Origin of the sequence: Rhodoplanes sp. Z2-YC6860 (assembly GCF_001579845.1) — a bacterium.
In the GTDB taxonomy this organism is placed as follows: Bacteria; Pseudomonadota; Alphaproteobacteria; order Rhizobiales; family Xanthobacteraceae; genus Z2-YC6860.
This window is the reverse complement of the sequence record NZ_CP007440.1, coordinates 6,384,672-6,404,716: the sequence shown is the minus strand read 5'-3', so window position 1 is coordinate 6,404,716 and position 20,045 is coordinate 6,384,672. Positions and strand designations below refer to the sequence as shown.

Annotated in this window: 20 protein-coding genes; 10 read left to right on the top strand and 10 right to left on the bottom strand. The window is 64.4% G+C overall.

Annotated features, from left to right (window positions below):
• Positions 1 to 7 precede the first annotated feature (7 nt).
• Complete coding sequence (locus tag RHPLAN_RS29940; RefSeq protein WP_198164560.1) at positions 8 to 538, top strand: MarR family winged helix-turn-helix transcriptional regulator; 531 nt, start codon at positions 8 to 10, stop codon at positions 536 to 538.
• A gap of 361 nt (positions 539 to 899) precedes the next feature.
• Here the strand turns inward: RHPLAN_RS29940 and RHPLAN_RS29935 are convergent, their stop codons facing one another.
• Genes RHPLAN_RS29935 through RHPLAN_RS29925 form a run of 3 tightly spaced genes read right to left on the bottom strand, consistent with a single transcriptional unit; the run spans position 900 to position 3,566 of the window.
• Positions 900 to 1,949, bottom strand: coding sequence for an ABC transporter substrate-binding protein (locus tag RHPLAN_RS29935; protein ID WP_068026139.1), 1,050 nt, complete (start codon positions 1,947 to 1,949; stop codon positions 900 to 902).
• Positions 1,950 to 1,965: 16 nt separating this feature from the next.
• Complete coding sequence (locus tag RHPLAN_RS29930) at positions 1,966 to 2,760, bottom strand: ABC transporter permease (RefSeq protein ID WP_068026136.1); 795 nt, start codon at positions 2,758 to 2,760, stop codon at positions 1,966 to 1,968.
• The gene (locus tag RHPLAN_RS29925; protein WP_068026135.1) at positions 2,757 to 3,566 is read right to left on the bottom strand and encodes an ABC transporter ATP-binding protein; all 810 of its coding nucleotides are present in this window, start codon (positions 3,564 to 3,566) and stop codon (positions 2,757 to 2,759) included. The genes RHPLAN_RS29930 and RHPLAN_RS29925 overlap by 4 nt, the downstream gene beginning before the upstream one ends.
• 218 nt (positions 3,567 to 3,784) lie before the next feature.
• Between RHPLAN_RS29925 and RHPLAN_RS29920 the strand changes: the two genes are divergently transcribed.
• Positions 3,785 to 4,774, top strand: a complete 990-nt coding sequence (locus RHPLAN_RS29920) for an ABC transporter substrate-binding protein (protein ID WP_068026132.1) — start codon at positions 3,785 to 3,787, stop codon at positions 4,772 to 4,774.
• Between the two features lie 19 nt (positions 4,775 to 4,793).
• On the opposite strand, the gene RHPLAN_RS29915 is transcribed toward RHPLAN_RS29920, so the two are convergent.
• The 3 genes from RHPLAN_RS29915 to RHPLAN_RS29905 all read right to left on the bottom strand — a co-directional run bounded on the left by RHPLAN_RS29915 (position 4,794) and on the right by RHPLAN_RS29905 (position 8,288).
• Positions 4,794 to 5,516 carry a maleate cis-trans isomerase family protein gene (locus RHPLAN_RS29915; protein ID WP_068026128.1) on the bottom strand — a complete coding sequence of 241 codons (723 nt, stop codon included), beginning with the start codon at positions 5,514 to 5,516 and terminating at the stop codon, positions 4,794 to 4,796.
• A gap of 63 nt (positions 5,517 to 5,579) precedes the next feature.
• A complete protein-coding gene (locus RHPLAN_RS29910) occupies positions 5,580 to 6,515 on the bottom strand; it encodes a Bug family tripartite tricarboxylate transporter substrate binding protein (protein WP_068026125.1) in 936 nt (311 codons plus the stop codon).
• Between the two features lie 153 nt (positions 6,516 to 6,668).
• Entirely contained in the window at positions 6,669 to 8,288 is a 1,620-nt protein-coding gene (locus RHPLAN_RS29905; RefSeq protein WP_068026122.1) for a GMC family oxidoreductase, read from the bottom strand.
• 113 nt (positions 8,289 to 8,401) lie between these two features.
• Here RHPLAN_RS29905 and RHPLAN_RS29900 point away from each other — a divergent pair, with 113 nt between their 5' ends.
• From RHPLAN_RS29900 to RHPLAN_RS29865, 8 genes are all read left to right on the top strand, one after another.
• Entirely contained in the window at positions 8,402 to 9,184 is a 783-nt protein-coding gene (locus tag RHPLAN_RS29900; protein WP_068026120.1) for an ABC transporter ATP-binding protein, read from the top strand.
• Positions 9,181 to 9,957: an ABC transporter permease gene (locus tag RHPLAN_RS29895; RefSeq protein ID WP_068026117.1), complete on the top strand. Its 777-nt coding sequence runs from the start codon at positions 9,181 to 9,183 to the stop codon at positions 9,955 to 9,957. The genes RHPLAN_RS29900 and RHPLAN_RS29895 overlap by 4 nt, the downstream gene beginning before the upstream one ends.
• Positions 9,954 to 10,730 (top strand): ABC transporter permease, encoded by a 777-nt coding sequence (locus RHPLAN_RS29890; RefSeq protein ID WP_068026114.1) that lies wholly within the window; start codon positions 9,954 to 9,956, stop codon positions 10,728 to 10,730. The genes RHPLAN_RS29895 and RHPLAN_RS29890 overlap by 4 nt, the downstream gene beginning before the upstream one ends.
• 6 nt (positions 10,731 to 10,736) lie before the next feature.
• Positions 10,737 to 11,474, top strand: a complete 738-nt coding sequence (locus RHPLAN_RS29885; RefSeq protein ID WP_068026111.1) for a class II aldolase/adducin family protein — start codon at positions 10,737 to 10,739, stop codon at positions 11,472 to 11,474.
• Between the two features lie 9 nt (positions 11,475 to 11,483).
• Positions 11,484 to 13,892: a xanthine dehydrogenase family protein molybdopterin-binding subunit gene (locus RHPLAN_RS29880; RefSeq protein WP_068026109.1), complete on the top strand. Its 2,409-nt coding sequence runs from the start codon at positions 11,484 to 11,486 to the stop codon at positions 13,890 to 13,892.
• Between the two features lie 31 nt (positions 13,893 to 13,923).
• A complete protein-coding gene (locus tag RHPLAN_RS29875) occupies positions 13,924 to 14,448 on the top strand; it encodes a hypothetical protein (RefSeq protein ID WP_068026107.1) in 525 nt (174 codons plus the stop codon).
• Positions 14,448 to 15,059, top strand: coding sequence for a thiamine pyrophosphate-dependent enzyme (locus RHPLAN_RS29870; RefSeq protein WP_068026104.1), 612 nt, complete (start codon positions 14,448 to 14,450; stop codon positions 15,057 to 15,059). Before RHPLAN_RS29875 ends, RHPLAN_RS29870 begins: the two co-directional genes overlap by 1 nt.
• A 67-nt stretch (positions 15,060 to 15,126) precedes the next feature.
• Positions 15,127 to 15,966 carry a TauD/TfdA dioxygenase family protein gene (locus RHPLAN_RS29865; RefSeq protein WP_198164559.1) on the top strand — a complete coding sequence of 280 codons (840 nt, stop codon included), beginning with the start codon at positions 15,127 to 15,129 and terminating at the stop codon, positions 15,964 to 15,966.
• A gap of 790 nt (positions 15,967 to 16,756) precedes the next feature.
• On the opposite strand, the gene RHPLAN_RS29860 is transcribed toward RHPLAN_RS29865, so the two are convergent.
• The 4 genes from RHPLAN_RS29860 to RHPLAN_RS40830 all read right to left on the bottom strand — a co-directional run bounded on the left by RHPLAN_RS29860 (position 16,757) and on the right by RHPLAN_RS40830 (position 20,013).
• The gene (locus RHPLAN_RS29860) at positions 16,757 to 18,055 is read right to left on the bottom strand and encodes a TRAP transporter large permease (RefSeq protein ID WP_068026097.1); all 1,299 of its coding nucleotides are present in this window, start codon (positions 18,053 to 18,055) and stop codon (positions 16,757 to 16,759) included.
• A gap of 12 nt (positions 18,056 to 18,067) precedes the next feature.
• Positions 18,068 to 18,589 (bottom strand): TRAP transporter small permease, encoded by a 522-nt coding sequence (locus RHPLAN_RS29855; RefSeq protein ID WP_068026094.1) that lies wholly within the window; start codon positions 18,587 to 18,589, stop codon positions 18,068 to 18,070.
• Complete coding sequence (locus RHPLAN_RS29850) at positions 18,586 to 19,578, bottom strand: DctP family TRAP transporter solute-binding subunit (protein ID WP_198164558.1); 993 nt, start codon at positions 19,576 to 19,578, stop codon at positions 18,586 to 18,588. The genes RHPLAN_RS29855 and RHPLAN_RS29850 overlap by 4 nt, the downstream gene beginning before the upstream one ends.
• Positions 19,579 to 19,881: 303 nt before the next feature.
• Positions 19,882 to 20,013 (bottom strand): hypothetical protein, encoded by a 132-nt coding sequence (locus tag RHPLAN_RS40830; protein WP_257730310.1) that lies wholly within the window; start codon positions 20,011 to 20,013, stop codon positions 19,882 to 19,884.
• Positions 20,014 to 20,045: the final 32 nt, after the last annotated feature.

The following is a 20,045-nucleotide window of genomic DNA, read 5'->3' as shown; positions in this document are numbered from 1 at the left end:
CCGAAGCATGGGGCGCAACGGCGCCGACGATTCGATTGCGACCTTCATGGCGCAATGGCGGGCCGAGAAACCCGGCCTCGACGTGTCGCCGCTCGGGGTGCTGGGCCGCATCCAGCGGCTGTCGATCTACTTTCGCGACCGCGCCGAGGAATGGCTCAAGCCCATGGACCTGACCTGGGAGAGCTTCAGCATCCTCGCGGCGCTCCGGCGTTCCGGAAAGCCCTACGAACTGCGGCCGACCGATATGTATCGCGAGGCGCTGCTCAGTTCGGGGGCGATCACCAACCGGATCGACGGCGTCGAGCGCAAAGGCTGGGTCGAGCGGCGTCACGACACGGTGGACCGGCGCGTGACCATCGTGCGGCTGACCCCGGCCGGCAAGACGGTGGTCGACAAGGCGATCGACATCCATTTTCGAGAATTGTCGAAGCTGCTCGGCGGGATGACACGCGCCGACCGCGACGAACTCGGCGCGCTGCTCGGCAAGCTGCTCGCGACGTTCGAGAACGAGCAGGCGGACGCTGGCGCGGAAGATTGATCTCCGGCGTCATTCCGGGGCCGGCCGAAGGCCGGAACCCGGAATCCAGCCCAGGAAAGACTGCCGCCAGAACTGGATTCCGGGTTCGCTGGCTTCGCCAGCGCCCCGGAATGACAGTGGTGGGTGGGGCGACAGTGCCTCTACTTGTCGAACGGCTTGTCCCTCGCGAGCCGCGCCTGGCCTCTTTTGTCACACCCAGATCGAACGGCACTGAAGCGGGCGATTAGCTCCGTCGTCATTCCGGGGCGCCGCGAAGCGGCGAACCCGGAATCCAGACGAGAAGGCGGTGTTTGGAACTGGATTCCGGATAACCGCGCTTCGCGCGGTTTCCGGAATGACAGCGGTGGTGTGATGGCAAGCCCTACTTATCGAACGGCTTGTCCTTCGCGAGCCGCGCCTGGGCCTCTTTCGCGACACCCAAATCGAACAGCTGTGCCTCGGTCACCTTCTTCTCGACGAAGTGGAAGTACTTGCCGCTCCAGAAGTCCTGCATTTCCATGATCGACTTCACCAGCGGCGTGCCGTCCTCGCTCACATAGGACCAGTTCGGCGCGATGCTCTTCACCAGCTCGGGCTTGTTCAGCGCGGTGTTCTTGGCGAGGATTTCGACGATGTCGGCATGCTGGTCCGGCGCCTTGGCGGCAGCGTTGAATTCCTTCGCGGCGTGCAGGTAGGCCATCGCGAAGCGCACCACGACGTCGCGGTTCTTGTCGAGGAACTCCTTGCGCACCGCATACATGCCGATCGCGGCATCCGGCACGATCTCGTCGCCGCTGGCAACAATCGGTCCCCACTTGTTCTGCTGCGCGAACACGCCGAATTGCCACGCCAGATCGGTGGCATCGACCTGGCCCGCGCCGAGCATCTTCATCAGGTCGGGCTGCGAGACGTTAACCACCCACTGCACGTCCTTGGCCGGGTCGAGTCCTGCCTTAATCAGCGCCTGCGCGGTGTTGTACTGGTTGATGCTGCCAAGCGCGCCGACACCGATCTTCTTGCCTTTCAGCTTGGCGAAATCGGCGAGCGACTTCAGCCCGGAATCGGCCAGCGCCTGGCTCACATTCACGATCGTATAGGCGTAGCCCTTCTTGTTGCTGCCGCGGTCGAGCACGACCACGAGCGGGGCGCCCTTGGCGATGCTGTTGAACAGGCTCGCATTCGGCGTCATGAACGACATATCGAGTTCGCCCGAGATCATCGAGGGCACCGCCAGCGCGCCGTCGATGAACGACTTGGTCTCGACCTCGATGCCGAGCTTGGCGAAATAACCCTTCTCGCGGGCGACGAAGAATGCGCCGCCGGTGATGAAGGGGCCTTCACCGATCCGGATCTTGTCCGCGGCGTGAGCCACATCCGTCAGCGCCAAAACCGCGATGGCCGCGGCCCCGATCAATCTTGCAAGTCCCATCATGCCCATTCTCCTCGTGCTATCGGTCTTCGGTCTCGGCCCAGGGCGCGATCTTGCGATCGCCCCATTGCTGCAGCTTGATGATCACGGCGCCCAGCACAGCGAGCACCACGAGGCTCGCGAAAACCTTTTCGGTTTCCATGACTTGGCCCGAGTTGATGAGCAGGTAGCCCATGCCGCTCTGGCTCGAGCCGCCGATCATTTCAGCCGCGACGATCAGGATGATGGTCACGCCCATGCCGAGCTGGAGCCCTGAGAGAATGCTCGGCATGGCGGCGGGGATCACCACCTTGAACTGGATCTGCCGCGTGTTGGCGCCCAGGTCCTTCGCGGCCTTGATCAGCCCGCGGTCGGCCTGGCGGATGCCGGAATAGGTGCTCATCACGATCGGAAAGAAGGCCGTGATCGCGCTGATCACGATGCGGTAGGCCTCGCCGGTTCCGAGCCAGATGATCAGCAGCGGGATGAGCGAGATCTTCGGCAGTGGATAAAGCGCCGCGATCCAGATGTCGGCGACGCGCGCGACGATCCGCGACATGCCCATCAGCATGCCGAGCGCGATGCCGGTGACGGCCGCCACCAGGAAGCCCGCGAAGATGCGCAGCACCGTGACGCCGACGTGATACTCCATCGTGCCGTTCAGGATCATGTCCCAGAGCGTGGTCGCGATGGAGGAGGGCGCCGGCAGGAAGATCGGCGCGATGCCGCGCCAGCGCACGATCACCTCCCACAGCACGACGAAGGCCACGACACTGAGCGTCGGCAGCGACAGTTCGGCAATGCGGCCCCAGCTTGCTTTCGACTTTCCGCTCATCCGTGGGCCACCATTTCGGCCTGCTGCGCCATGGCGGCGTTCACTTCGTCACGGATCAGGTGGAAGGTGTGGTCGAACAGCTCGCCGAACTCCTTGGTGTTGACCATCTCCAGATGCCGCGGCCGCGGCAGGTGCACCGGGATCACCTCCTTGATGCGTCCGGGCCGCGCCGTCATCACCACGACCTCGTCGCCGAGCAGGATGGCTTCCTCGATGGCGTGGGTGACGAACAGGATGGTCTTGTGTGTCTCGTCGAAGATGCGAAGGAGCTCTTCCTGCATCACGATCTTGGTCTGGGCGTCGAGGGCGGCGAACGGCTCGTCCATCAGCAGAATCGGCCGCTCCATGATCAGCGCGCGGGCCAGCGCCACGCGCTGCCGCATGCCGCCGGAAAGCTGGCCGGGCCGGTGCTGCTCGAAGCCGCGCAGGCCGACGGACGTGATCAGCGCGCGGGCGCGCTCATAACGCTGTTCGCGCGGCACGCCCTGCATCTCAAGTCCGAAAGCGACGTTGTCGATGACATTGCGCCACGGGAACAGGTTCAGCCCCTGCCACATCATCACCGAGTGCTTGCCGAGCGGCTGCGGTCGGTCCTCGTCGGCGCCGGTGATGATGACCTCACCGGAGGTGGCAGGCTCGAGCCCGCCGACGATCTGAATGAGCGTGCTCTTGCCGCAGCCCGAGGGGCCGAGCAGGCAGGTGAATCGACCCGACGGAAAGCGGTGGTTGGTTGTCTCGAGCGCAACAACGTCATGGCCGAGCCGTCCGCTCCAGACCTTGCGAACTTCCTTGACCCAGACGTCCATCGACCTTCCAGAGAACCGTGTGTGATCGAACTATCCTGATGTGAATTATCTTAGTGTCAAGCTAATTTCCGGGGCGTTTGGAGCGGCGTTTTGCTGCCTATTTGAGCGCATGCCGGTGCGACCATGCCGCAGCGCGCGACATGTTGCGATGCCAACCCATTTCGGTAAGCTTCGCCACGGCCGCCGGGCCGCACAGTCGGTTGCAGGAGCGAGCCAATATGAAATCGATCATCCATCGGCGTCACGTGCTGTGCGGCTTCGCTGCGACCGGTCTCGTTGGCGGGTTCGCGACAACGCCGGCGCGCGCCGCGGATCCGGTGACGCTGCGGCTCGGTTATGGCGGCGCGGCCGAAGAGCAGGTGTGGCTGCTGATCGCCAAGCCCGAACTCGGCAAGCACAACGGCAAGACCTACAAGCTCGACGCCACGCGCTTCCAGGGCTCCGACAAGCGCGCCCAGGCCTTCGAGGCCGGCGCGATCGATCTGTCGCAGGGCTCGGCGACCGGCGTGGTGTTCGCCGCCGCCGAAGGCGTGTCGGCCAAGATCATCGCATCGCTGTCGCGGGAAAGCTCGCGCGCCTTCAGCACGGCATTCTATGTGCCGGACAGCTCGCCGATCAAATCGGTGCCGGATATGAAGGGCAAGATCGTCGGCATCAACGGCTTCTCGACTGCGGGTCATCTCTGGCTCCGCTCGGCGCTGGAGAAGCACGGTCTCACCGACAAGGACGTCACCATTGCGCCGGTGCCGTTCCCGGCCATGCAGGAGGCGATGCGCGCCGGCAAGGTCGATGTCGGCGAGTTTCCGCAGCCGTTCGCGGCGCTGCTTGAGAAGCAGGCCAAGGTGAGGAAGCTGTTCGACGCCAAGTATGGCGTGCCGTTCGACGAGGAACTGATCGTCATCGCCGGCAAGGACGAGTTCCTGAAGAAGAACGCGGCGGCGGTGCGCGACTTCCTGTCCGACGTCAAGGACACGACCAAGTACTATCTCGAGAAGCCGAAAGAGGCGCGTCAGCTCTTGATCGACGCCAAGATGGTGCGGGTCAGCCCCGACGTTTACCTGACGATGGACGACTACTATCGCGATCCGACGCTGCGGCCCGACGCCGAAGCTCTTGCCAAGATGCAGGAGTTTCAGATCAAGGCGGGCTTTCAGAAGAAGACCGCCGACATCAAGGCGCTGGTCGACGCGAGCTATCTGCCGAACTAGCGAACGCGCCCGTCCCGCATCAAGGCAGCTCGGCCAGCAGACGGCCGAAGCCCGGTGTCGTCGTTCTGACACTCAACTGCTTGTGAATCCGCCATGCCTCGCAGATCGTCGCATGGACCACGGGAATCTGAAGATCATTTTCCAGGAGCTCGACGACGCGGGCGGTCTGCCAGCCGCCGCCCTGGATATAGACGCCGTCGGCTTCGGGATGCTTTCGATAGAGCCCCTTCACATGCGCATAGAGCGTTTCGACTGAAATTTGCGCGACCTGATCGAAGGGCACGTCGATCGGCTCCATGGAAAGCGCCGTGAAGCCCGCCTGCGTCATGTAGTCCAGCACGATCTTGTTCTGCAGCGCCGAATAGCTCGCGCCGATGAATTTTTTGATCTTCATCGCGTGCAGCCCCGCGACCTGCAATTGCGGGTCGGTCACGACCGGAATCCCGAATTTGTCCTCCAGCCGGCGCGTCAGTGCCGCCTCCTTCTCGGGACCGAGCAGCATGAACGGCGGCGCGCCGGACAGGATGATGAGGTCCACGGCCTGCTCCGCAAGCTCGGCGACATATTGCTCGTATAGCGGGATGGAGTTCAGAAATTCCTCGTTGCTGCCCGCCTTGAAGTTGAGAAGCAACGGAATGACGCCGATGCCTTCCGGCAGGATTCGGATCAGTTCTTCCAGCGTGCCCGGCCGCCGCGTCGGCCTCACTAGACCAACGACGCCGCGCCACAACGTGAAGCCCATCGCACCGTCCTCCGAACCGTTCCGCCGCCGGCCACTATAGGGCGCGCCGATCTGCTCGCGCGATCATTGATTGATGGTTGTGCCGGTGTCGCGGATCACCTTGCCCCACTTCTCGGAATCCTCGCGCATGGCTTGCAGCATTTCGTCCGGCGTCGAGGCGATGATCTGCATGCCTTGCGGTGTCAGCGCGGAGACGAATTTGGGATCCGTCGCGGCTTTTTTGATCTCCTGCGCGAGCCGCGTCACGACCGCGGCCGGAGTCTTCGCCGGCGCGTACATGCCGAACCACGAACGCACCTCGACGCCCGGCAAGCCGGCCTCCTGCATGGTGGGAACGTTCGGCAGGAGCGTCGAACGTTGCGGCGCGGCGATGGCGTAGGCGCGAAGCTGTCCCGATTCCAGATAGGTCTTGGCGGACGTGATCCCGACCAGCCCGAGGTCGATGCGGCCGCCGAGCAGGTCGGCGATGGCGCCGGTCGTGGCGCGATAGGGCACGTGGACGATGTCGGTGCCGGACTGAAGCTTGAACAGCTCCATGCCGATGTGAAGCTGTGTCCCGACGCCGGTGGAGGCGTAGTTGAGCTTTCCCGGATTGGCTTTGGCGTAGGCGATCAGCTCCCGCAGGTCTTTGGGCGGCAGCGTCGGATTTCCGACCAGAACCAGCGGCACGCGGGTGATCAGGCTCACCGGCGCAAAATCTCGAAACGGGTCGTATGCGATGTTCTTGTAGAGATGCGGATTGATGGTCACGGTGCTGTCGACGACCATCATCAGCGTGTGACCGTCCGGCACGGCCCTGACAAACTGGCCAGCGGCGACGGTGCCGTTTCCGGCGGGCTGGTTGTCGATGATCATCGGCTGCCCGAGGGCCTCGGCCAGACGGTCGGTGGTGGTTCGCGCGACGAGATCGAGAGCGCCGCCGGCTGCGGTCGTGACGACGACCTGAATGGGTTTCGACGGATAATTGTCCTGCGCGCGGCTGGCAGTCGCAGGCCACATCCAGGCCGAACCTGTCGCCAGTACAATCAATGCGACATGTCGGGAAAAATTTTCAAAGGAACGGATCATGGCTCCCCCGATCGATCAGCGCAGTGCATCCTGTTAGGCATCGATGCAACTCCTGTGTCCGCCTTGTTCTGTTCATCCACGAGGCTATCGCGGTTTGATGGTGCCGCGGATCATGTCTGCCGCCTTCTCCGCGATCATGATGACGGCGGCGTTGATGTTGCCGCCGACGAGATCCGGCATCACCGATGCATCGGCGATGCGCAAACCTTCGACGCCGTTCACGCGGAGCTCAGCATCGACCACGGCCTCGCTGTCCGCGCCCATGCGGCACGTGCCGCAGGGATGATGCGCGGTGGCGCCATTCTGGCGGATGTAGTTGTCCACCTCCGCATCGCTTTTTGTCGCATCGCCCGGGCCGATCTCGCGCCCGCAGAACGGCTTCAGCGCCGGCTGTGCCGCCACCTCGCGAAGGAGTCGCAGGCCCGTGCGCAGCACCGGCAGGTCGCGCCCGTCGCTCAGGAAGTTCTGCTGAATGCGCGGCCGATCGTTCGGATCGGCCGAACGCAGCCGGATGGTGCCGCGGCTCTTCGGCCGCAGCAGGATCGGCCGGCAGATGAACGCGTCCTGCCATGCCGAACGAATTCCCGGAAACCACGGGCCCGCGTTCGAAGGTCCGGAACGGAACAGAAATTGGATGTCCGGCATCGCGAGCGCCGGGTCGGTCTTCACGAAGGCCATGAAGCCGCTCGGCACATCGGTCGCGGGACCGGTGCCGGCCACATAGGCGCGCGCGAAGTTGAAGGCGAGCCGGTCGAAGCGGGTCGCTGCGACAAACGGTCCAGGCTCGCGGCGCTCATGCGCGAGTCCGGTCGAATAGTGATCCTGAAGATTGCAGCCGACGTCGCGCCGCGGCACGCGCACGTCGATGGAAAACTGCCGCAGATGATCCGGATCGCCGATGCCCGACAGCATCAGCAACTGCGGCGTGTTGATCGAGCCCGCGCAGACGATCACCTCGCGCGCGGCGCGCACGATCTGGCTCGCGCCATGACGGCGGAATTCGACGCCGACCGCACGCTGGCCCTCCAGCACGATCCGCTGCGTCGGCGCGTTCGTACAAACCGCGAGATTGCCGCGGCGAAGCGCCGGATGCAGATAGCCGCGCGCCGTGGTGTCGCGGCGGCCGCGGCGGATGGTCCATTGCGCCCAGGCGAAACCATGCTGCTCGGCGCCGTTGTAGTCCTCGGTGAACGGATGCCCGGCCTGCAAACCTGCCTCGATATAGGCGCCGTAGAGCGGATCGAGGTCCTTGGTCTTGCGCACATAGAGCGGGCCGTTGCCGCCGCGATGAGGCGTCTCGCCGTCTTCCCAGGTCTCGGCTCGCTTGAAGTAGGGCAGCACGTCTTCGTAGGACCAGCCGGGCAGTTGATGTGATGCCCAGCGGTCATAGTCGCCGCGATGGCCGCGGATGTAACCCATCGCGTTGATCGAATGCGAGCCGCCGATCACCTTGCCGCGAGCGGTCTCGATGCGGCGGCCGCCGGCATGAGGCTCCGGCTCGGTCTCGTAGCCCCAGTCGAAACGATCGAAGCCCCAGATGCGCCCGACCCCGAGCGGAATGCGAATCAGCGGATGCCAGTCCCAGCCGCCGGCTTCGAGCAGCAGCACGCGCACCGAAGGATCGGCGCTCAAGCGCCCCGCGAGCACGCAACCGGCGGAGCCCGCGCCGACAATCACGTAATCGAATTCAGGCGTGCTGGGCACGGCGCGAAACTTTCAACTGCAAGTATCCGCGAAGCGGAACGATGACCGACAAACCAACGATGAGTGACAAACTGAAGTCTTGTCGAAAGCCGTCATGCCTGCAAGAGTTGGTGATGCCGCTGCTCGAAGTGAAAGACCTCGACAAGACGTTCGTCAGCAATGGTCGCACCGTCACGGCCATCGACAAGCTCTCGCTGTCGATCGAGGAACACGAGTTCGTTTCGATCGTCGGGCCGTCGGGCTGCGGCAAAAGCACGTTCCTGCATATCGTCGGCGGCTTCGAGCCGGCGTCGGGCGGCGAGATGCGCCTCAACGGGCGGCCGGTCGGCGCGCCGGGCCCCGACCGCGGCATGATGTTCCAGGATCTGTCGTTGTTTCCTTGGCTGACCGCACTGGAGAATGTCGCCTGGCCGCTGGAAATGAAGGGCATGGCCAAGGCCGAGCGGCTCGCCAGAGCGCGCGACTATCTCAATCTCGTTCATCTCGCGCGTTACGCCGATCTCTATCCGGGACAGCTCAGCGGCGGCATGAAGCAGCGCGTCGCGCTGGCGCGGTTGTTCGCGCTCGATCCGGATGTGCTGCTGATGGACGAGCCGTTCGGCGCGCTGGATTCGCAGACGCGCGAACTGCTTCAGGAGGAATTGCAGTCCATCTGGCGGAACGCGCGCAAGACCGCGCTGTTCGTCACCCACGATATCGACGAGTCGATCTATCTCGCGACGCGCCTGATCGTGTTCGCGGCGCGGCCGGGCCGCATCAAGGCGGACATCCGGATTCCCGCGATCGAGCGGAGTGGCGAGTTCCGCAAGTCGAAGGAATATCTCGATCTGCGGGTCCAGGTCTGGGACCTGCTGCGCGACGAGGTGCTGAAGGCGCGAGCGCTGGAGGAGGCGTGAGGCTCAACCGGGCCCTGCTGCTGAACTGGACGATTCCTGTCGCGACGCTCGTCGCATGGGAGGTGTTCGGCCGTCTCGACCTCCTGCCGCGTTATCTCTCGGTACCGTCGGACATCATTGCGGCGCTGTGGGAGCTGACGGCGTCGGGCGAATTGCCGACTGCGCTTGCGGCGAGTCTTTATCGTGTGGCGCTCGGATTCCTCATCGGCATGGTGACCGGCATCGTGGCGGGACTTGGCGCCGGCATGGTGCCGGGCGTGCGGCATTTCTTCGATCCACTCGTATCGTTTCTGTTTTCGATTCCGAAGATCGCGTTCCTGCCGGTGTTCCTGCTGCTGTTCGGTCTCGGGCACGCCTCGAAGATCAGCATCATCGCGTTTTCGGTGTTCTTTCCGATCTTCATCGCCTCGCGCCACGCCATTCTGTCGATCAACCGGACTCTCGTTTGGGCGGCACAGAACATGGGCACGCCCAAGCGCACGATCTTCCTCCGTGTCATCATTCCGGCGGCGGCACCGCAGCTCTTTTCCGGCATCCGCATCGGGCTGGCGCATGCCTTTGTCGTGTTGTTCGCCGCCGAGCTGATCGGCTCGAAGGTCGGCCTCGCCAACATCATCAGCGCTGGCGAGGAATGGGTTCGCTTCGACCAGATGCTCGCCGGTATCACGTGCTTTGCCATTCTGGGCTTTCTCAGCGACCGCATCCTCATGGCGATCCGCGGTCACGTGCTGAAAGGCCATCTCATCGGCACCGAAGAGCAGGTGGTGCGATGATCGCGCAAATCACGTCACAAGCCGCGAACCTGATCGGCCGCTGGTACTCGATTCCGTTGCTGCTGCTCATCTGGCAGGTCGCGGTCGGCGGCGGTTTCGTCGAGTCGCGGCTGTTGCCGAGCCCCATGCAGGTCTGGTCGGTGCTGGTCGCCGAGATCGCCGACGGCCAGCTCGTCTATCACGGCGCCGTCACGATCTCCCGCGCGCTGCTTGGGTTCGCACTCGCGGCTGCGATCGGCATCCCGTTCGCGGCCGCGATGGCGCGCTCCGAGACGTGGCGCAACCTGTTCGAGCCGATCTTCTTCCTCGGTTATCCGGTGCCGAAGATCGCGCTGTTCCCGGTGTTCACCTACATCTTCGGCATCGGCACGCCATCGAAGATCTCCTTCACGGTTCTCGAATGCCTCTATCCGATCGTTGTGACCTGCTACTTCGGTTTCCGCGGCATCCAGACCCGGCTGGTCTGGACCGCGCAGAACTTCGGCGCCAGCAAAGCCACCATCCTGAGGCGGGTGATCCTGCCGGCCGCGCTTCCGAGCATCTTCTCAGGGCTACGCATCGCCTTGCCGGTTGCCATTATCGTTGTGGTCATCACCGAGATGATCGGCGACTCCATCGGCCTCGGCTACTACATCACGATCTGGAGCACGCGGTTCTCGTTCTCCAATGTCTATGCGGCGATCATCGTCATCGGCCTGTGCGGTCTGGTGCTCGACCAGGCGCTGATGCTGGTGCGCCGCCGCGCGGTCTATTGGCAACGCGAAACGGCTTGAGCGATCATGAAGGACGATTTGCAGACCTCACTCACCGATCTGGCCCGCGCCTGCCGCATCCTGGAAATGGAAGGCCACGGCGATATGTCGCTTGGGCATCTGTCCGTGCGCGATCCTGCCGGGCGCGGTTTCTGGATGAAGCGCAATCGGGCCGGCCTCGGCGAAATACTCGGACCCGACGATTTCGTGCTGGTCGACTGGGACGGCAAGCAGATTGCGGGCTCGGGCGGCCGGCATTCGGAATGGCCGATTCACTCCGAGATTTTCCGCATGCGCGCGGACGTCAAGGTGGTCGCTCACACGCATCCGTTCCATGCGTGCGTGTTCTCGTCCTCGTTGGAACCGCTGCAGCCTTTCACGGTGGATGCCGACTATTTCCTCGAAGTGCCGCGGCATGAGGACGATGTGGCGTTGATCACCACGAAGGAGGAAGGCGCGGCGCTCGCCACGACGCTGGGGCAGAATTTCGCGGTGCTGATGAGCAATCATGGCGTGACGTTTTGCGGCACGTCGGTGCCGCACGCCACCTGTGTCGGAATTTTCCTGGAGAAGGCTTGCAAAGCGCAGCTTGCCGGCCTGAGCGCGGGTTTCCAGTCGAAATCTCTGCCGCAGAAGACGCGGGTCAAGCGTCACGGCCAGATCATGACGCCGGTGCACTGGGAGCATTCCTGGAATTATTTCTGCCGCAAGCTGAAAGCGCTGGGTGAGCGCCGCGACGGCTCACCCGCGCCGCTGTTCTGTTGAGAGCGCTCAATGTCATCGCGCGGCACCAATGACGGCGGACTGATCGGCAAGCCGCTGCGTCGCCGCGAGGACATCCGCTTCGTTCAGGGCAAGGGCCGTTACGTCGATGACGTGCAACTGCCCGGCACCGCGTGGTGCGCGTTCGTGCGCAGCCCCCATGCTCACGCGCGCATTCGCTCGGTTGCGACCGGGGCGGCCTCGCGTCTGCCGGGCGTGCTGCTGGTTCTGACGGCCGCCGACTGGGATAAGGCTGGCCACGGCGAACTGACCGTCGTGCATCCGATGCCGTTCGGCGACGGCCGGCCGATGAACTGCTCGCCGCGGCCGGCCTTCGCGCGCGATGTTGTCCATCACGTCGGCGACATCGTCGCCGCGGTGATCGGCGAGACGCGCTTCGCCGCCGAGGATGGCGCCGAGGCGGTTGCGATCGAATACGAGCCGCTGCCCGCCGTGACCACCACGCGCGAGGCGGTCGCCCCCGATGCTCCCCTGGTTCATCCGGAGTTCGGCAACAACCTCGTGTTCGAGATCGAGCGCGGCTCCCGCGACAAGGCCGAAGCCGCGCTCGCTGGCGCCGCCAAGGTGGTCGAGCTCAGCTTGAAGAACAGCCGGCTCTCGGCCAATCCGATGGAGCCGCGTGCCTATCTCTGCGATTACGACGCCGCCAACGACCGCTACACGCTTTATGCCACGAGCCAGCAGCCGCACTACCTGCGCCGCTGGCTGTCGATCTACACGCTGCACATCCCTGAGCACAAAATCCGGGTGATCTCGCCCGATGTCGGCGGCGGCTTCGGCGTCAAAGGCTTCTTCGCGACCGAAGTCTCGACGGTCGTCTGGGCGTCGCAAATCCTGCGCCGCCCCGTCAAATGGACCTCGACGCGGACCGAGACTTTTTTGTCCGACGCGCAGGCGCGCGACCACGACACCATCGCGCGGATGGGCTTTGCCGACGACGGCCGCATCGTCGCCATGCAGGTCGACACGCTCGCGGCGCTCGGCGGCTATCTCTCAAACTTCGCGCCGAGCATCCCCGGAAATTCCTATCCGCAGACCGTCACCGGGCTCTACCGCACGCCGAACCTGCATTTGCGGGTGCGCGGCGTCTACACCAACACCGTGCCGATCGATGCCTATCGCGGCTCGGGCCGGCCGGAGGCCACCTGGAACAACGAGCGGCTGCTGGAGCGCGGTGCGCGCGAGCTCGGCATCGACGTGGTCGAGATGCGCAAGCGCAACCTCATCGGCCCCGCTGATTTTCCGTATCCGGCGCCCGGCGGTCGCGTTTACGACTCCGGCGACCCGCCCGCATTGTTGCAAAAGCTGCTTGAGCTTGCGGACTACCTGAAGCTTCGCCAGGAGCAGGCCGCGCTCCGCAAGCAGGGCGTGCTGATGGGCATCGGCCTTGCCGCCTTCATCGACAAGGCCGGCACCGGGCCGAGCGGCAACCTCGCCAAGCGCGGCGGACTCCACGGCGGCTGGGAGTGCGCCGTGGTGCGGGTGCACAGCGACGGCAAGGCGACGATCTTTTCCGGCAGCCATTCGCACGGGCAGGGGCACGAGATCACCTTCTGTCAGATCGCAGCGGACCGGCTCGGCTTGCCGATCGACGACATTCAGCTGGTCGAAGGCGACACCGACCGCATCCCGTTCGGCAATGGCACCTGGGGCGCGCGCTCACTGTCGGTCGGCGGCACCGCGATCTATCGCGCGGCCGACAAGGTGATCGTCAAGGCGACGCGCTTCGCCGCCCATATGATGGAGTGCGCGCCGGACGACATCGAATACCGCGATGGCATGTTCCGGGTGCGTGGCACGGATCGGCAGGTCACCTTCGCCCATGTCGCCGACGTCGCCTATCACGGTGCGGCGCTTCCCGCCGACGGCTCGCTCGATCCGGGGCTCGAGATCACCGAGTTCTACGATCCGCCCGACACCAACGACCCGCAGGCGATGCATCTCGCGGTGGTTCTCGTCGATCCGGACACCGGAACGGTGAAGCTTCGCGACATGTACGCCGCCGACGACTGCGGCGTCGTGGTCAATCCGATGATCGTCGAGGGCCAGGTCCATGGCGGGCTTGCCCAAGGCATCGGCCAGGCGTTGCGCGAGCACATCGTCTACGAGGCTGGCTCGGGCCAGCTTTTGACCGCGAGCTTCATGGACTACGGCATGCCGCGGGCCCACGACATGCCGTCATTCCATACGACGTTCATCGAGACACCGGCGCCGAGCAACCCGCTCGGCGTCAAGGGCGGTAGCGAGAGCGGAACGATCGGCGCGCCGGCCGCGATCGGCAACGCCGTGATCGACGCGCTGTGGCATCTCGGCGTGCGCGACATCACGCTGCCGATCACCTCCGAAACGGTCTGGCGTGCGATGCGCGAGGCGCATGGCCGAAAGGGATCATCACGTTGACGATGCAATTCAAGAGTGGAAACCTCAACCGATGAACAGCAAAGCGCCCGATGTCGCCAAGCGGATTGCCGACGAGCTCGCGGCTTGCGACGTCAAGCTCGTCGCGAGCCTGCCTGACAACTGGCTGATGAACGTCATCAAGCTGATCGACGCCGACAAGCGTTTCACCCACGTGCCGGTCAATCGCGAGGAGTCGGCGATCGGGCTCTGCTCCGGCGCCTATATGGGCGCGATGGGTTCGGCGGCGCTGATGGGCGCTTCGGGCTTCATGACGGTGATCTACGCCATCACCAAGATCAACTACACCTATGAGATCCCGCTGTTCCTGCTGCTGACCTTGCGCGGCGCAGGCGGCGACCATCACAAGCACCACATTTCCAACGGCCTGTATCTGCGGCCGGTGCTCGATGCGATCAACATGCCATATCAGGTGATCGACGATCCCGAGGATATCGGCCTGATCTCTCGCAGCTATCATCACACGCGCACGTTCTCGCGCCCGATGGTGGTGCTGCTCACGCGCGATCTGCTCCGCGGGCAGGCGGGAGGACACTGATGAAATATCTCGACGCCTTCCGCACGCTCGCCAAGCACCGCAAGGACGAAATCGTCGTCACCTCGGCGGGCAATTCCGGCCAGGCCTGGTGGGCCGCAACGCGCGACACCGAAGCGACGTTCTATCTCGATGCCTCGATGAGCCTCTCGACGATGTTCTCGTCGGGACTGGCGCTGGCGCGGCCCGAGCTGAAGATCTGGGCCTTCATGGGTGACGGCGCGTTCTGCATGAATCCCGGCATGCTGATGGTCGAGCGGCAGATGAACCTGCCGAACCTCACGCACATCCTGGTGTCGAACCGCGTCTATGGCGCCACATCCAACGCCGAGCTGCCGAATTTCTCCGACAACGACTATGGCGCCATCGCGCGTGCGATGGGGCTGGAGCGGGTGTTCGAGTTCCGCGATCTGAACGCGCTCGAACGGGATTTCCCGAGCGTCGTGTCCGGCAACAGCAGCGGGCACACCTTCGTGGTGCTGGAGGTCGAGCCGTTCTCGGACGCCGAGCAGAAGCTCGAGCAGCCGCCGTTCGATGGACCGGAGCTCAAATTCCGGTTCGGCCGTTACGTCGAGAAGCGCACCGATTGCGACATCTTCGGCTACCGGCTCTGATCGAGCCGGTCCGGGATGCGCACAGATTTGCGCGCAGGACATGTGCGAACAGAACATGGAGGCGAACATGTTTGAGGTCATCCCGTTGAGCGCTCACGTGGGCGCGGAAATCCGCGGCGTGGATTTCTCCCGCGAGGTCGATGCGGAGACTCGCGACGCGCTCTATGCCGCCTGGCTCAAGCATCTGGTGCTCGTGGTCCGCGGCCAGAACCTTACCGCCGACGACCAGCGCCGCTTTACGACGATGTTCGGCGAGATCCAGCCGCCGCGGTCGCGGCCCGGTCAGCGCGATCCCAACAACCCGGTGATGTGGATCGCCAACGCCACCATCGACGGCCAGCGCGGCGAACTGCCGGAAGGCGACATGCAGTTCCACGCCGACCAGTGCTACTACGAGAACCCGGCCAAGGGCGCCGTGCTCTATGGCATCGAGATTCCATCGAAGGGCGGCAACACGCTGTTCTCCAGCACCTATGCGGCCCACGACTCGCTGCCGGCTGCGTTGCGCCAGCGTGCCGAGCGGATGCAGGTGTTGTTCCTCTACGATTACGAGAAGAACGCCAACCGCAAGGCGCCGACCGACTGGGCCGATGCGCCACGCTACATCCATCCGGCTGTGATTGTGCATCCGGAGACCGGCCGGCGCTGCCTTCTGGTGAACCGGCTGATGGCGGATAGTGTCGTCGGCCTGCCGCGCGCGGAAAGCGATGCGATCATCGAGGAGCTTTGCCTCGCCTCGGAGAAGCCCGAGCACATCTACGAGCATGTCTGGCGTCCGGGCGATCTTCTCATCTGGGACAACCGCTGCACGCTCCACGCGCGCACCGACTTCGATCCGGCCGAGCGGCGCGTCCTCCGCCGCATGGCGATCCGCGGCCAGCGGCCGATCCCAGCCGTGGCAGCCTGAAGCGCGCCGCATCAATGTTGGTCGGCCTCGCGAGCGCTTTTTTCGTTTGCATTCCCGCAAATCACGTGTAGACGCGAACTTGCCTCGTTCGTTGAGGGCGTCATCTAGAGACGTCTATTTGGCGGAGCGGGGTGTGGCGCCTGCAGGCGTGGCTCGTGACCACGTCCCAGGGTGCGAGGTCATCGTCCGTCCCCGATGAGGGGGCCGCCTTCAGTGGCAGGGCGCGGTCGGGTGAAAGCGGGCGCAAATGCCCCTGGAGCATGGTGGGTGAAAGCCCAGCCGGTCCGATCGAATCTCGAACGGTGGCCTCGCAATAAATCGCCACAAGTGGAGCGCCGGGAGGCGAGCGGGCCTGATCGCAAAGGTCCGCGGGCGCCCTCGCAAAGCGCCCAGATATCTGCGCCGTCTCGGCGCTCCGCTCCCTCACTCTGTGAGGGGAAGGAAAAGAGAGAGGCGCTGGCCCCGCGCCTGATCTGAAGGGGCCGATGAATCACGCCTGGATGGATGTTGATGGGATGCGCTCAGGAGCGCGGGCTGTTTGACAATTGAATCTTTAGTCGTCGCCGCCAACCCCAAGGCGGTGTCATTGCCGCGCTTGACGCGGCAATCCATGAGCAGCTTCTGCGCAGGCAGTCGTACGCGTGTGCTTTGTCGCACCAGCGTATGGGCCCCCGCGTCAAGCGCGGGGGTGACGACCGCCTTTGTTGATCGAGGCGCCATACGCCGCACCTGCCCGGGGGTGACAGCCTGCGTGTTGCGCGGATGCGCTGCTACGCAAGTGGAAAACGCTTTAGCCTTTGTAGCCGAAGGTCCAGGGCAGCCAGAGCGTGATCGCCGGGAACAGGATCAGGAGAAACAGCACGATCGTCAGCGGCACGCAGAACTGCCAGATCTCGCGATTGATCTCGCGCATCGGCACGCCGGTCAGCGCCGACAGCACGAACAGGATCAAGCCATAAGGCGGCGTGATCTGCGCGATCATGAAGTTGAGGATGACGACGAGCCCGAAGTGAACGAGGTCGATGCCGAGGCTCTTCGCGGCGGGCAGCAGCACCGGCACGAACACCAAAAGCATCACGGCGCCGTCGAGCACGGTGCCGAGGATCAGGAACATCACGTTGACGGCGAGCTGGAAGCCGAGCGGCGTGAAGTTGAAACTCGTGATCCATGCGGCAAGCCCTTGCGCCACGCCCTCGCGCTCCAGCGCGAAGTTCACGATGAAGGACGATACGATCAGCATCATCACCACGGTGGATTGTCGCGCGGAGAGCACGAACACCGCGTAGAGGGCTTTCAGTCCGAGATTGCGGTAGATGCCGACGCCAATGAGCATCGCCCAGAACGCCGCGACCGCGGCGGCTTCGGTGGGCGTGAAGATGCCGCCCCAAATGCCGCCGAGAAGCACCACCGGCAGCGAGAACGGGATGAGTGCGCGGCCGAACACGCCCGGCAATTCGCGAAGCGGCACGGCATTGCCGTAGGGGAGGCCGCGACGGCGGCCGACCCAGGCGATGAGCAGCATCAGGCTTACCGCCATCAGGAGGCCGGGGATCACGCCCGACAGGAACAGCGCGCCGACCGAGACGCCGCTCAGGATCGCGTAGATCACCATCGGGATCGACGGCGGAATGATCGGGCCGAGGCAGGAGGCCGCAGCCGTGATCGCGACCGCAAGTCCGCCCGGATAGTTGCCGACCTTGCGCATCATGTGGATTGCGACCATGCCGGCGCCGGCGGCGTCGCTCACGGCGCTGCCCGACATGCTCGAGATCACGACGTTCATCAGCACGGTGACGTGGCCGAGGCCGGCGCGCGTGCGGCCGATCACCGCGTCGGCCGCGGCCCAGATGCGCTCCGAGATGGTCGCGGCGTTCATCACGTTGCCGGCGAGAACGAACATTGGAATCGCCAGCAGCACGTTGAGCTGGAACGCCGAATTGAGCGTCTGGTCGACGATCAGGCCGATGTCCTGCTGGCTCGTCCAGAGATAGACGAGGCCGCAGCCGAACATCATCAGCGCGATGGAAAAGCGCAGCATCGCGAACACGATGAAGGCCGCGCACATCAGGAGGATCGGATCGCGCAGCACGTCGGCGGCCCCTCAGCCCAGCACGTTGGCGCGCTCGTCGGCGCGCACCACGGCGACCTCGTCGCGCCAGTTCGGGCAGGCGAGCCGCACGAGCTTGAGCGTGGCGCGAACGATCACCGAGATCCAGAACACCACGAAGCAGGAGTAGACGATGTCGAGCCGCCATTGCAGCGCGTTGGTGCGCTCGCGCCAGAGAAAGCGCACGAAGTCGTAGACGGTCGGCAGCGCCACGAGGAACATCACGGCAACGAGAAGCGCGCCCAGCGCCTGGATGATGCGGCGCCCGCGCTCGCCGACCAGGTCATAGATGCCGTCGAAGGTGACCTGCTCGCGCTCGGTGATGACAAAGGCCTCGGTGAGGAAGACGAGCCACAGGAAGATCACCATGATGACTTCGTCGGCCCAGATGATGGGCTTGCCGAACAGGTAGCGCGCCGCGATGCCGGCGAGGAACAACAGGAACATCGCCGCGAAGGCTGCGGCCGAGATAGCCTCCGCCGCGGTGCTCGAATAACGGAGCAGCCGTGCGATCACTTCGTGGCGACAGTCTGCTGCAGCAGGTCCTTGTTCCAGGCCTTGGCGAAGTCCGAGGCGGCGTAGACCTTGTCGGCGTGATCGGTGAACGGCTTCAGGTCGACCGTGCTGACGATCAGCCCTTGCGTCTTCAGCCGCTCGGCGACCTGCTTCTCGTCGTTCAGCCGCGCCTCGTTGTTCTGCGTCGCGGCTGTCGCGGCCGCGGCGGTCACGACCTTTTTCTGCTCGGCCGAGAGCTTGTCCCAGGTCTGCTTGCGAAGCGCATAGAACACCGGCTGAACGAGGTGAGCGGTCAGCACCACCTGCTCGGTGACCTCATAGAACTTTGCCGCGTTCATGATGGTCAGCGGATTTTCCTGGCCGTCGATCGAGCCGGTCTTGAGCGCCAGATACACCTCCGGCATCGCCATGGGCGTCGGCGTGACGCCGAGCGCCTCGCCGAGAAGGAGCCACTCCGGACCGCCGGTCATGCGCAGCTTGACGCCGTTGAGATCGGCCGGCGCCTTGACGTCGCGCTTGGTGCGCAAATTGAGCTGCCGCGTGCCGAGATAGGTCGGCGCGAGGATCACGATGTCCATCTTGTCGGCGACGTCTTTCTTGTACCGCTCGCCGATCGGACCTTTCATCACCTTGGCGACGTGGTCCCAATCGCGGAACAGGAAGGCGCGGTTGAGGAAGCCCCATTCCGGGATCTGCTGCGCGACCTCGAAGGTCGTCATGGTGCTCATTTCGAGATTGCCGCGCTGGATCGCCGGCACTTCGGTGCCCTGGCGGAACAGGCTCGATCCGGGATGCAACCGCACCTCGAATTGGCCCGGCGCGGCCTTGTCAACCTCTTCCTTGAAGCGTTCCAGCGATTTGGAAAGGAAGTCGGGAGGCGGTGCTGCGGTCGAGAAGCGCAGCAGGATCTTGTCCTGTGCGCTCGCCGGATGGGTGATTGCGATGGTGGCGGCCAGCACCAGTCCGCCGATGCGAAGGATCGAGTTCACGCCTGTCTCCCCAATGACGCCATCGGAACTGGCGGCGGGCGCTGCAGGCGCGACCGCAAGTTCCAAACACCGACAGGGGATTGTAGCTCAAAGCCGGCGGCTGTCCCGGCTATTCGGGGCGCTTTTGCGCCGTCGGCCCAGGCGGCGGGCCAAACGACAAGAGGCCCGTTGCACTCGGCAGTCGGGCCTCTCGCTGTGGGGGCTTGTGACCCCCATCTGTCCGGACAACCAGCAAACCCGCCGGCAACCGATACGTTCCGCGGGAACTGTGGCGCTGGCCGCGGTCTGGTCGGGAGGGGGGGATTACCGCTGGCGAAGCTGCCGAAGCCGGCGTTGCATCTGCGCGTGCGCCGTGGACCTGATCGGCACCAGGACCGGTTCTGCGCCAAGCGCCGCAAGGAAGAAGTTGACGATGTCGCGCCAAAATTTTCGCATGGGAACCTCTCGTGAGAGTGTTCAATGTCGCT